Origin of the sequence: Gottfriedia sp. S16(2024) (assembly GCF_050473765.1) — a bacterium.
Lineage (GTDB): Bacteria > Bacillota > Bacilli > Bacillales > Bacillaceae_G > Gottfriedia.
The window spans coordinates 367,567-380,652 of sequence record NZ_JBFLUO010000001.1 but is presented as its reverse complement, the minus strand read 5'-3'; the positions used below and the strand labels follow the sequence as shown (position 1 = coordinate 380,652).

Annotated in this window: 13 protein-coding genes and 1 riboswitch; of the genes, 6 read left to right on the top strand and 7 right to left on the bottom strand. The window is 32.6% G+C overall.

Translation table 11 applies throughout. From position 1 onward, the window contains the following. Positions 1 to 16 precede the first annotated feature (16 nt). Positions 17 to 991, bottom strand: coding sequence for a hypothetical protein (locus tag AB1282_RS01975; protein ID WP_429898330.1), 975 nt, complete (start codon positions 989 to 991; stop codon positions 17 to 19). A 148-nt stretch (positions 992 to 1,139) separates the two neighbouring features. Here AB1282_RS01975 and AB1282_RS01970 point away from each other — a divergent pair, with 148 nt between their 5' ends. Beyond that, entirely contained in the window at positions 1,140 to 1,595 is a 456-nt protein-coding gene (locus tag AB1282_RS01970; RefSeq protein ID WP_056473298.1) for a MarR family winged helix-turn-helix transcriptional regulator, read from the top strand. 98 nt (positions 1,596 to 1,693) lie between these two features. Beyond that, a riboswitch (purine riboswitch) is annotated at positions 1,694 to 1,793 on the top strand. Between the two features lie 55 nt (positions 1,794 to 1,848). Then, on the top strand, positions 1,849 to 3,174 hold the full coding sequence (locus tag AB1282_RS01965) for an amidohydrolase family protein (protein ID WP_429901044.1): 1,326 nt from the start codon (positions 1,849 to 1,851) through the stop codon (positions 3,172 to 3,174). A gap of 51 nt (positions 3,175 to 3,225) precedes the next feature. On the opposite strand, the gene AB1282_RS01960 is transcribed toward AB1282_RS01965, so the two are convergent. After that, complete coding sequence (locus AB1282_RS01960; protein ID WP_429898329.1) at positions 3,226 to 3,735, bottom strand: DinB family protein; 510 nt, start codon at positions 3,733 to 3,735, stop codon at positions 3,226 to 3,228. A gap of 144 nt (positions 3,736 to 3,879) precedes the next feature. Between AB1282_RS01960 and fosM the strand changes: the two genes are divergently transcribed. The 3 genes from fosM (at position 3,880) to AB1282_RS01945 (ending at position 5,662) form a co-directional block, all read left to right on the top strand. Then, positions 3,880 to 4,302, top strand: coding sequence for a FosM family fosfomycin resistance protein (gene fosM / locus AB1282_RS01955; RefSeq protein ID WP_429898328.1), 423 nt, complete (start codon positions 3,880 to 3,882; stop codon positions 4,300 to 4,302). 200 nt (positions 4,303 to 4,502) lie between these two features. After that, positions 4,503 to 5,198 carry a pirin family protein gene (locus tag AB1282_RS01950; RefSeq protein ID WP_390309587.1) on the top strand — a complete coding sequence of 232 codons (696 nt, stop codon included), beginning with the start codon at positions 4,503 to 4,505 and terminating at the stop codon, positions 5,196 to 5,198. Between the two features lie 38 nt (positions 5,199 to 5,236). Continuing rightward, positions 5,237 to 5,662 (top strand): OsmC family protein, encoded by a 426-nt coding sequence (locus AB1282_RS01945; protein WP_056473303.1) that lies wholly within the window; start codon positions 5,237 to 5,239, stop codon positions 5,660 to 5,662. Between the two features lie 126 nt (positions 5,663 to 5,788). On the opposite strand, the gene speE is transcribed toward AB1282_RS01945, so the two are convergent. The 5 genes from speE to AB1282_RS01920 form a co-directional block, all read right to left on the bottom strand. Continuing rightward, on the bottom strand, positions 5,789 to 8,119 hold the full coding sequence (gene speE, locus AB1282_RS01940) for a polyamine aminopropyltransferase (protein ID WP_216600081.1): 2,331 nt from the start codon (positions 8,117 to 8,119) through the stop codon (positions 5,789 to 5,791). Beyond that, positions 8,116 to 8,952: an adenosylmethionine decarboxylase gene (gene speD / locus AB1282_RS01935; protein ID WP_056473304.1), complete on the bottom strand. Its 837-nt coding sequence runs from the start codon at positions 8,950 to 8,952 to the stop codon at positions 8,116 to 8,118. The genes speE and speD overlap by 4 nt, the downstream gene beginning before the upstream one ends. Positions 8,953 to 9,159: 207 nt before the next feature. After that, complete coding sequence (locus AB1282_RS01930; RefSeq protein ID WP_056473305.1) at positions 9,160 to 10,311, bottom strand: glycosyltransferase family 4 protein; 1,152 nt, start codon at positions 10,309 to 10,311, stop codon at positions 9,160 to 9,162. Between the two features lie 12 nt (positions 10,312 to 10,323). Further along, positions 10,324 to 10,857, bottom strand: a complete 534-nt coding sequence (locus AB1282_RS01925) for a phosphatase PAP2 family protein (protein ID WP_056473306.1) — start codon at positions 10,855 to 10,857, stop codon at positions 10,324 to 10,326. 415 nt (positions 10,858 to 11,272) lie between these two features. Next, complete coding sequence (locus tag AB1282_RS01920) at positions 11,273 to 11,800, bottom strand: gamma carbonic anhydrase (RefSeq protein WP_056473308.1); 528 nt, start codon at positions 11,798 to 11,800, stop codon at positions 11,273 to 11,275. A 159-nt stretch (positions 11,801 to 11,959) separates the two neighbouring features. Here AB1282_RS01920 and AB1282_RS01915 point away from each other — a divergent pair, with 159 nt between their 5' ends. Beyond that, positions 11,960 to 13,054, top strand: coding sequence for a tetraprenyl-beta-curcumene synthase family protein (locus AB1282_RS01915; RefSeq protein WP_056473310.1), 1,095 nt, complete (start codon positions 11,960 to 11,962; stop codon positions 13,052 to 13,054). The last annotated feature ends 32 nt before the right edge of the window (positions 13,055 to 13,086 follow it).

Genomic DNA, 13,086 nt, shown 5'->3' with positions numbered 1-13,086 from the left:
TTATAGAAGTAATGATTTACACGCTTAATTCATTTATTAATTTTTGAAAGGTTAGATAAGCAGGCTTAATAGTATAATCATCCTTCATAATTCCAAATTGATGAAATAGGTCGTCTTTGGAACTATCAGCATCCCTTAAACCAAAAAATTCATAATGAGTAATATTTAGTTCCTGACGCAATGAATAGACTGTTCGAATAATTTTTTCGAGTACGATTGATTGTTGTTCATATGACCTTTCAATTTGGATAAACGGATTTTTCCCGGTTGGCCATCCATTCTCTGTAATGTGAATTGGAAGAGTGGAAGGGAAACCATTACTATTCAATGTTTCTCTAAATTTTCGTAGTATGTTTTCTACTGAAACAGCAACTTCCTCAATTTTTAATGGTTCCTCAAATACATCCACATAAAAATTATGACCTACATAATCAATTGAATGAATTAATTCGTCCCCACCAATTTTTATTAGATTTTCCCAAAAATGTGGAATTGTCTCTTCTCCCTCAGGTACAGAGCCAAATCCAATTTTAATAGGTAAATTTCTTTTTTCAATTTCTTTTTTTGCAGTTAGAACACCTTGTACAAGCGCTTCTAATACATATGGTTTAGATCCATCCATAAACGATAAATTAGGCTCATTCGTGATTTGAATTGAATCAAGGAAGATGCCAAATTCTTTAATTACTTTACGAACAAAATTCAACCAATAATCCAGTGACAGGCTTGGATCCATAAGGCAGCCAATTGTTAAATCACCTAATAAACCTGCGTTTTTATATCGATTTAGAGCATTAAATACTTTTTCTTCTGTTCCTGGTCCCATATAGACAGCATACATTCTTGGTAAAAGCTGATTAGAATTACCCTTTAGCTCTTTAAGAGCAGAGGATATTTTTTCATAATTATCTTCGGGACCTGTAGCTAATCCTATAGGTGTACCAGCTACGCTAAGTGGATAGATACCAAAAGTTAATCCAGTTGAATTCATCTGTATCACTCCTTCAGTTTACTAGTAAATAAATATTTACTTGTTAAATTGGTTTTATTTATATAAATATGATATTATCGAATAAATAATAAACTTTTATTTACTATATGTCAATTTTGAAATTTTTTCTAGAAAGGTTTTTAATAAAATGAATTCAAATCCAAATCAAATTGCAGAGAAGTTTATCCAACTACTTCCTCTAGTTTTTAATAAGTTCAACAAGCCGAGCTCAAAAAATTCTTTAAAGAATAAGCAGTCCGAGTTAACGCATTTACAAAGTCATATACTAGAAGAATTGTTTCAAACAGTAGATGGAATCTCAATTACAGAGCTAGCTCAAAATATAAGTATTTCAAAACAGCAAATGACTCCATTAATTATGAAATTAGAAGAAAAAGAATATGTATCTAAAATTCAGGATCTGAATGATAAACGAAGTGTAAAAATTATACTTACTGAAAAAGGAAAAAACGTTGTCACAAAACGATGGGAAGATTTTTATCATATTTTTTGCGAGCGGATTGGTCAACTTCACGAGGAGGACTTGCTTGATTTAGATTATTCAATGCACAAGATCATAAAAATACTTGGCAAATTAGAGTAGAGAGTATATAAAAGTGGAGGAATCTGGATGATGACTTCTCGCGTTTGCTAAATTATGGAAATACTTGAACAAAACTTACTAATCATATATTATATTTTAATATAACAACATACAAAACTTGTATAACCTCGTTGATATGGTATGAGGGTCTCTACCAGGAACCGTAAAATCCTGATTACGAAAAAGAATGTAATTTTATTTACATCCTTCTTCGTAATCAGGATTTTTTTTATTTTCAAATAATTTAAAAAGGATTAGGGAGGAAATAATAATGAAAACAGTCTATATAAATGCAACAATTTTTACAATGGATCAGGAGAATCAAATTTTTGATAATGGGATGATGATTGTACAAAATCAATTCATTACTTATGTCGGGAATCATTCTGAAGAATTAATGAAGGATGCGGATCAAGTAGTTAATCTTCAAGGGAAATGGGTAATGCCAGGACTTGTAAATACACATTCTCATATTCTTATGACGCTTTTACGTGGGATTGGAGATGATATGCTACTAAAGCCTTGGTTAGAAACTAAAATTTGGCCAATCGAAAGACAATATACAACGGAAATTGCTTCTGTAAGTGCACAGCTTGGTATTTTAGAAATGGTTAAGTCGGGAACTACTACATTCTCAGATATGTTTAACCCTAATGGAATCGATCCAAATATTGTTATGGAGACAATTGGTGAAACTGGAATTAGAGGAGCATTTTCATATTCAATATTTAGCTTTGGAACAGAAGAAGAGCAAAGATTGAATCTTAAAGGTGCTGAGCAATTTTCAAAAGACTACAAAAGGTTTGCTGAAAGCCGTCTAACAACGATGGTTGCACCTCATAGTCCATACGCTTGTACTCCAGAAGCTCTAATCGAAAGTGCACGTATTGCAAAAGAAAATGATCTAATGATGCACATTCATGTATCTGAAACAGATTTTGAAATTCAAGATATTGAAACTCGTTATTCGAACCGACCTGTAGAACATCTTCGCAAATTAGGTGTATTTAATCAGCCGACAGTAATGGCTCACGGTGTAGTTCTAAATGATGAAGAAAGAGCGATCCTAAAGGAATATGATGTACGAGTTGCCCATAATCCAATTAGTAATTTGAAGTTAGGTTCTGGGGTTGCTGATGTGGTTAGTTTATTAGACGCCGGAATAAAAGTAGGTATAGCAACGGATAGCACAGCATCTAATAACAATCTTGACATGTTTGAAGAAGTGAGGATAGCTGCTCTTCTACAAAAAGGAATGTATAAGGATGCTACGAAATTCTCAGCACAAACTGCATTAACAATGGCTACTCGAGGTGGTGCAGAAGCTATAGGAATGGGGCATACTGGCTCACTTGAAGCCAATAAGAGGGCAGACTTTATTACAATTTATCCATTTGATAAAGAGCATTTACAACCATTAAGTAATGCATATTCACACTTACTTTACGCTGCACGTGGTAGCGATGTATGTGATGTTTTCATTGATGGGAAAGCAATCATAAAAGACCGTATTTGTTTAACAATTGATGAAGAAAAAGTAATCGCAGAAGTAAATCGATTACAGGGTAGATTTGCTTAAAAGTAAGTTTACAAAGAAGAGCAGGAAAAGGATTTTCCTGCTCTTTCTAAATTAAAAATATCGTTCATTGATGATTTTTAAGTGATGTAACTCATGTCCTGCAATAATATAAGCAATAGCACGAGGTGTCATTGGGTGATTTAGAACATTACCCTCATTTTCAAAGGTTTCATTAGATAAATTTTCAAGCATAGATAAAGTCGCTTGACGAACAGTTTGAAATTCATAAATAATTTGCTCTAGCTTAAGCCGGTTAAAATTAGCATGATCATTATAGGCATTCTCATCAAACGATGGCAATGGGTTATGGTCTCCTCTTGCAATTGCCAATAGACGATAGCACATTATCCTCTCAGTATCGACTAAATGTCCAAGAACTTCCTTAATACTCCATTTCCCTTCCGCATAACGATATTCGGATTTTTCTTTAGAGATTCCTTTAAAAAAACTGATTGATTCATCTAACTGCTTCCTCAAAATAGTTTGTAAGTCCCCTTCAGGAACTAATCCAATATAACCTTTAAAGTGTGGGTTATATTCGTTTAAATTTGGTCTAGACATCATTATTAATCACCTCAAAGTTTTAAGATTAAAGATCAACAAAGCATAGTACAATAAGGAAATTATATATTATGGTAAAATTATGTAAATAGAAGTTTGAAAAATAAAAATATTAATAATTAGCTATGAAACGAGGGAGTAAAAATGGAGATTAAAGGAATCAATCATTTGTTGTTTTCAGTATCTAATCTTGATCTAGCGATTGACTTCTATAGAAACGTATTTGATGCAACGCTCTTAGTAAAAGGCAGAACAACAGCCTATTTTGACTTGAATGGAATATGGCTTGCATTAAATGAAGAGAAAGCTATTCCTAGAAATGAAATTCATCATTCATATACCCATATGGCTTTTACGATCGATGAAGACCACTTTGAAAAAATGTATGATAAATTAGTTCAACTTAAGGTAAATATATTAAATGGACGCGAAAGAGATAAACGGGATAAAAATTCAATTTATTTTACTGATCCAGATGGACATAAATTTGAATTTCATACTGGTACCCTGCGAGATCGAATTGAATATTATAAGCAAACTAAACCACATATGGATTTTTATATTTAGTTGTTGGATAGAAAGTTTAGATAAACTTTCTACAAAAAATATCTTGAATTAAAGATATTTTTTGATACAATATAGTTAAGAGCTCGGTAAAATGAAATAGAAAGTACCGTATTAAACAGATGGATTAATAAGATATCTAGATGGGTTATTCTAAAATAAATATCTCGAATTAAAGATAAAAATTAAAGGAGCGATAAACTATGTTCGAAAAAATCAATAATAAACAATTAGGTCACGCTGATCACGGTTGGTTAAAAACAATTCATCATTTTTCATTTGCAAATTATTATGATCCAAGTAATATGAACTTTGGTGTATTAAGAGTATTAAATGATGATTTAATTAAAGCACATAGAGGATTTGGTACTCATCCACATAGTGATATGGAAATCATAACATATGTCATTAATGGAAATTTAACACACGCTGATAGTATGGGGAATAAACATGAAATAGGACGTGGTGATATACAGTACATGAGTGCAGGTACTGGTGTGTATCACAGTGAACATAATATGGGCAGGGATTTATTAAGATTAATTCAATTATGGATTATTCCTGACAAAGCAGGCCATACTCCAAATTACGGTGACTTAATATCAGATTGGGAAGAGAGAGAAGGAAAATGGTATCATATGGTATCTCCTATTGAAGGGAATGCCCCAATTAAAATTCACCAAGATGCTAATATTTACTCGCTTACATTAAATGAAAATGAAGAAATTACTTTTGAAATGAAAAAGGATCGACAAGCGTATTTAGTCTTATTAGAAGGAAATGCCATTGTGAATGGAGAACTATTGGAAGCTAGTGATGCTGCAAAAATAATTGAAGAAGATATTAAAATAAAATCAAAAGATTTTTCACATTATTTAGTAGTAGAAATGAAAAAATAATAGATGAAAGAATTTATCTATTGGAGGGGGAATAGGGAATGAAAACAAGTATTAAATGGGATGGTAAGTTAGCCTTTTCAGGAATTGCACCATCAGGCCATGAGATAAAAATGGATACTGCCGAGTCTTTAGGTGGAGACAATAGTGCACCTACACCAGTTGAACTTTTAATTAATGCAGTAGCAGGATGTACAGCGATTGATATCGTATTAATCCTTGAAAAAATGAGATTAAAACTAACTTCATTCGAAATTGAAGTAAATGGTGAACGAGCTGAGGAGCACCCTAAGCGATTTACTGATATTCACTTGCATTATATATTAGGTGGAGAGCTAGATACAGAAAAAGTTCGAAAAGCGATCAAATTATCAAAAGATAAATATTGTTCAGTAGCTCATTCTTTAAACGCTAACATTACAGCAAGTTTTACTTTAAATGGAACGAAGGATAATGAAGTACTGTAATTAAATGAAGCTGTCCCTAAAGTAAAAGAACTTTTGGGGCAGCTTTTTTAATTGTAATTAAAAAACCAGCCGTTTGCTGGTTTTAGTTTGTTTGTATATAAAGTATATTAAATTTGATTTTCAGACTTACTCTTCATTATCTAATTGTTTTTTTACATAAGTAGGAAGCATAAAGCACCCAACATGAAGGTCTGTATTATAATATTTTGTTTCGATCCCTAACTTATTCCATTCATCTGCTTTAATGTCTTTAATTGGATCGTATTTTTTTGAAGCAAATCCGAATAACCAATGTCCAGATGGATATGTTGGCATATGGAATTGATAGACTTTTGAAATCGGAAATGTTTCTTTAATTTTGGAATGAGCCCGTTTCATTTCGTGGGCGTAACTAGCGTAATATGGACTTTCATGCTGGTTAATTAGTATACCTTCTTCGCTTAATACTCGTTTGCAATTGTTATAGAAAGCAACAGTAAAAAGCCCTTCACCAGGTCCAATTGGATCCGTTGAATCTACCAAAATCAGATCGTAATAACCTTCATCAGCTTCTTGTACGAATTTTAGACCATCTTCAAAATATAAGGTTAATCGACTATCTTGATCTAATTTTGAAGCCGTTAAAGGCAAGTATTGTTGGCATAGTCTAACAACCCGCTCATCAATTTCTACCATATCAACAACTTCCACACCTGGGTAACGCAGTACTTCACGAGCAGTACCACCGTCGCCTCCACCGATAATAAGTACTTTTTTTATGTTTGGATTAACGGCCATTGATACATGCGTAATCATATCATGGTAGATAAATTCATCTTTTTCAGTCACCATCATATATCCATCTAGGGTGAAGAATGTTCCAAATGTTTCACTTCTAAAGAAATCGATTTGTTGAAATTCGCTTTTTTCAGAATGAATATGTTCTTGAACTTTTATGGAGAACTTCGTATCTTCTTGGTGATTCTCTGTATACCATAAATCCATTAAATTTTCCTCCAAACTTCGATCGACGACCTTTATTATATAAGGGTCATCATCATCGTTGATTGTGATCGTTCCTTCTGATTTTAAATAAAGATAATGCTGAATCAATTCGGTTGAAATTAATTCACCAGGTATACAAAGAGGGATACCAGGAGGGTAAATCATGATTGATTCACCACTAATTAATCCACTAGCATCATGAATTGAAATAATACGTTTTGGATGATAGTACGCTTCTCTAGGAGTCATGACCATTTTAGGATTTTTTAATGCAACACTTATATCTGTCTCAAGTTTTGGAAGTTTTCCGTAATATCGATCACTAATATCTCTTAATGCATCAATCAATGTTTGAATGGTGTCTTCATTATCACCTAGTGAGATAATTGCTAAAATGACATTAGGTTCAGCAAGTTCGATTTGAATTTTATATTCTTCCGCAAGCATGTCATATACTTTAAAACCAGACATTCCTAAATCAGAAACTTTAACAACGAGTTTTAACTCATCGTAATCGAAAACTCCAACGCCATTTCGATATGAATCTCGCGTAATACATTTTAATCCTTTTATGGAGTTAATCTCTTCTTTAGCTTTTCTTGTTAAATTGAGTAATTTTTCAAAACGCTCTTGACCTTCTAAAACTAATTTCTTTCTTGCAACGTCGATTGAACACATAAGTAAATAGGAAGCAGATGTTGTTTGAAATAAATTAATTGTAGATCGAACCCTATTTTTAGTAATGATCCCATCATTATGTAGTAGAACTGATGCTTGTGTTAAAGCACCACCAGTTTTATGCAAACTAAGGGTAACAAGGTCAGCGCCAAGAAGGGCAGCGTTACTTGGTAAATCAGGGTGAAAAGAAAAGTGAGCACCATGCGCTTGGTCTACTAAAACAGGAATCCCCCTGGAATGACCAATGTCGATAATTTGTTTTAAATCTGAAGTTGCTCCAAAATAGGTTGGATTTATAATAAGGATGGCTTTAACATCCGAATTTAAATCCAGTGCATGAAGGACAGATTTTACTGAAACGCCATTTACAATTCCATACTCATAATCGATTTCGGGTTCAATAAATACTGGCTTAGCACCCGCTAAGATTAATGCATTTATCGCTGATTTATGTACATTCCTTGGCAGGAGAATTTTATCTCCATGTTCAAGTGCACTCATAATCATATATTGAACTCCAGAAGTCGAACCATTTACTAACATATAAGCGTTATCTGAATGAAAGGCATCAGCTAATAAAGTTTCGGCTTCTTGGATTACACCTGTTGGATGCGATAAGTTATCAACACGCTTTGAAGAATTGACATCCATTTTAAGAGCCATATCACTCCAAAGCTCTCTTAATTCCTCGAGTGAATTACCTCTTTTATGCCCGGGAACATCGAAGCTTGTAATATCTTCCTTAGCATATCGGACTAATTCAGTTAAAAGCGGTGTTTTACTGTGATCCATCATCCATCAATATCCTCCACATCAGGACCATTCCACAAATTTTTACCGTAAAAGATTTCATCCATCTCATACTTCACTTTTTCTTCTATTGCTGAAATTTCATCCGCATCTAATTTTTCTTTTGTGTAGCCAAAAAGATAATTATCTAAGTTAAATTGTTTCAACTTACATTTCGTATGAAAAATATTTTCTTGGAACACATTCACATCAATCATTTGATACATATCCTTTATTTTTTGAGGAATGTAATTTTGGATTGAGTTTATATCATGATCAATAAATAATTTATAACCACTAACATCACGAGTAAATCCTCGAACACGATAATCAATTGTCATAATATCGGCATCAAATTGGTGAATCAAATAGTTTAAGGCTTTTAAGGGAGAAATTTCTCCACAAGTAGAAACATCAATATCTGCTCTGAACGTACTAATTCCATCATCCGGATGATATTCTGGGTAGGTATGAACAGTAATATGACTTTTATCTAAAGCTGCTACTACTAGCTCCGGTAATGGACCAGGCGATTCGGAAAAAGTTTCAGATGATGGGTTATCGACAGGACCTTCTGAAACGAGAATCGTAACACTTGCACCTTGAGGATCATAATCTTGCTTTGCAACATTTAAAATGTGAGCTCCAATTATATGCGTAACTTCAGTCAAAATTTTTGTTAAACGGTCAGCGTTATATTGTTCATCGATGTACTGAATATATGCTTCACGTTCTGCTTTCGTTTTTGTAAAGCAAATATCATACATATTAAAACTTAGTGATTTCGTTAAGTTATTAAAACCATAAAGTTGAAAATTATTTGACGATGAAATATTCATCTATTGTCCTCCTAATTTTACAAAGTGAAAAAGTACGTACCAAAAGTAAAAGCGACTGTACAATAGTCGCTAGTGTAACTACTCAATATATATTGTTTGTTTTTGAATTATTCATTATTCACATAAGTTGAGGTTTGAGGAGTTGCTGACCGATAAGTTTTTTGTTGTTTTATTTAAAATATTCAGAAAATGAAATCCAGAAAAATCTCAAGCTTTCTTAGATATGAGGATTGGTGATTGTGGTTTAAAGATTAGTTCGAATTCCAGTACTAATTTATTAAAGATACTATTCCAATCTTGCGTTAATGCATAATCTCTTGCTTTTTTTGACATATGCTTCAACATCTCGTTTCCATGTAAGCAATCCTCAATTGCTTGGCAAAAAGAAGATGTATTTTGGGGCTCACAAAGGACACCAGTTGAATAATCTCTAATTATATTTTTAACTCCACCTGCATTTGCACCAATCACTGGTGTTCCACATGCCATTGCTTCAAGTACTACATTTCCAAATGTTTCAGTATCAGAAGGAAACACCATTAAATCAGACACACCGTATATCTCAACTAAGTCCTTTTTTTGAAGATAGCCTGTATATATGATTTGATCAGTACCCGTTTTCTTGATCATTTCTTCTTTTTTTGGACCATCTCCAACGATTAACCAAGTTAAATTTTTGTTAAAACGTTGTTTAGTATAGTTTATTATTTTCGATAAAGTTTCTAAATCTTTTTCAGGTGCAATTCTTCCGACAAAACAAACCGTATATTTAGAAGTAATATTATATTTTTGTTTTATTTCACTATGATTTAAAGTTGGACGAAAGATTGAACAGTCAACACCATGGGTCCAAATAGAGAGATTGTTAAAACCTTTTGTCACTAAATGATTGAATGTATCCTTTGAAGGAACAAATATTTTTTGAGTAGGTTTATGAAACCAATCTAAATACTTCCATAAAATATTTTCTAAAAATGTTAAGTTATAGTACTGAAGATAATGATCAAAATTTGTGTGGTATGAAGCAACCAAAGGAATTTTCATTTTTTTAGCGATATGGAGACCACTTAATCCAATAGTAAATGGCGTTGCGATATGAATAATATCCGGATTAAATTCTTTGAGTGTCTTTTTCATTTTAGAAAGGTTTGGAAATGAAATTTTACATTCAGGATAAATTTTAAATGGTACAGATTTTAATCTTGTCACATCTTCCGTTGAAGATAAACCGTAGTCCTCAGGAGCAAACATATGGTATGAATGGCCATGGTCTTTTAAGTAATTTGTGAATCTATTTAAAGTTTTGGCAACACCATTCACTTGAGGAATAAAGGTGTCTGTAAAAATAGCTACTCTCATAACTTCTCCCCCTTACAAATGATAGATAAAAAATTGTGAAATAAATGTAGTAAATATGCCAAGTAAAATTCCGAAAAATACATCTGTTGGATAATGTAAGCCAAGATAAATTCGAGAGAAAGAAACACACAAAACTAAAGGAAGTAAAATAAATGCTGAAAATGGTAAATAAATCATAATAGGAAGTGCAACAGAAATAATTGCTGTTGTATGACCAGAAGGGAAGGAATGATCTTTTAAAGGGTCCTTTAGAACAAAAGTACCTTCTAGTTTAAGATAAGGTCTTTTACGTGGATAAAAACGTTTAAGAAAATGAACAGGAATATGGCTAAGAGCAAGGGTACAACAACATAAGATTGACGCTTCATGTAATTCACCTTTGGAATAAATTAATAAAATTAATGCTGATGCAATTGTAAAAGTAGCTCCTCCAAGATGTGTAATATTACGAAAGAAAAAATTCAAGTAACGCTTCTGGAACAATGAATTAACGCGATAAAACAGTTGACATTCATATGTGTGAATCTTTTGAAGAATAGCGCTCATTTTTCATCCTCCATTATGCTGGTTGTTGTAACTTCATTATAAAAAGGGTTTATGGATTTAAATAGAAGCTTTTGTAAATGAATAATTTAGATATGTAAATTTTTATTAAACGGATCGGAGCGGGGGATGATTAGTGTATGCATTAACCGTGAAGTGCAAATAAATCCTTGAAGGTGCAAATAAAAAAGCTGAAACTACAAATAAAACTAGCAAATCTACAATTAAAAAAATCAAAACTGCAAATTAAACCGGTAAAACTGCAATTAGGACCACAAATAAACTGGGCCAAAACAACAGTAATTACATGAAATTATTAAAAAAAAGACCGAAATTAATAAAATTATCAGTAAAACAAAAAGAGAAGGCTTAAATCCAGTCCTTCTCTTTTGCACTAATATGTAAATAAATCCTCAAATTACTTTGATAGATTTTCTTCTTCTACTTTTTTATAGAATTGGCCTTTTTCAACATACTCTCTACGAATTCGATCCATATCTACGATGTCTTCCTCTGTTAATTCTCGAACTACTTTAGCAGGTCTACCAAACGCTAATGTGTTAGGAGGTATTACTTTTCCGCCTGGAACTAAGCTACCTGCACCAATCATTGCACCTTCACCGATGACGGCACCGTCTAAAACGATTGAACCCATCCCAACTAATGCATTCTTTTTAACTGTACAGCTATGTAAAATAACACTATGTCCAATTGTTACGCCATCTTCTAAAATTAGAGGGCATTTTGGACTTTGGTGTAGTACAGATAAATCTTGAACATTTACATCATTTCCAATGATTGTATCATTAACGTCGCCGCGGATTACTGCACCAAAAAATACACTACTATTTGCTCCAATTGTGACAGAACCGGTAACAGTTGCAGTTGAAGCGATAAAAGCTGATGGTTCGATTTTGGGTTGCTTCCCTTTGTATGGTAATATCATACTATACCGTTGCCAAGCATATTAAAAATACGATGATTGTTTAGTTGAATTTGTCTAAACAACAAGGCAACGTAGTTCACCTCCATAATATTTACTTCAATATGAGTATAACTTATTTAAACAATATGTAATAAATGAAAAATAGGGAGGAGTGAAAAAATGTCACTACCTAAAAATCCAATACAATTAATGCCGAAAGTTTATAAAGGTGTTTTTCCTTTAGTGCATCAGGAATTAAACTATTGGCGAAATTTTGCAACGACAATTCCAGATCCAGAACTTAGAAAACAAGCATTAATGAGTATTGATACAAAAACATTCCATTGTGAAGGTGGTGCAATTTTAGCATTACTTTCTGAAAAGAATTTAAAACCAGTAATAGAGTTTATCGTTGCATATCAAACAATTAGTGATTACTTAGATAATTTATGTGATCGTAGTACTTCGCTTGATCCAGTTGATTTTGAAGCATTACATGAGTCAATGATTGATGCAGTAAAATGTCAAAAATCAGATCAAATGTATTATCGCTTCCGAGAAGAACAAGATGATGGTGGATATCTACGTGCACTAGTTTCAAAGTGTCATAGTAGTTTAAATCAATCGAAGCATTATGAGGGAATTAAAGAGTACTTAGTCCAACTTGCTGATTATTATTGTAAGTTACAAATACATAAGCATGTAAAAAAAGAAGAGCGAGTTCCTAGATTAACAAATTGGTTTGAAAAATATCAACCAGAACTTTCTGACTTAGAATGGTATGAATTCTCTGCGTGCGCAGGTTCAACTCTTGGGATTTTTTGTTTAGTTTCTTATTCATTTAACGAAGTGATTTCTGAAAAATTATTTGCACAAGTTTATAAGAGTTATTTCCCTTATGTACAAGGACTTCATATACTACTAGATTATGTAATTGATCAAAAGGAAGACGAAGAAGGCGGAGATTTAAATTTCTGCAGTTATTACCCTTCTAAAGATGTCATGTTAAATAGGATTGAGTATTTTTCAACTAAGAGTAATCAAGCCTTAAAAGATTTAAAAGACTATCGTTTTCATCGAATGATCTGTCAAGGATTGTTAGGTATTTACTTGGCCGATAAAAAAATGGCAGGGCCAGACGAGATGAAAAGGATTAGAAGAGGGATTGTTAAGAACGGTGGCTTGACATCATTCTTTTTCTACGGAAATGCAAAGTTATATTTTAAATTAAAAGAGTTAAAGGCGAGTAATAAAAGGGTGAAGGAATCAGTTTAAAAAAGAATAAGCAGGTAAACACAAAAAAGGAT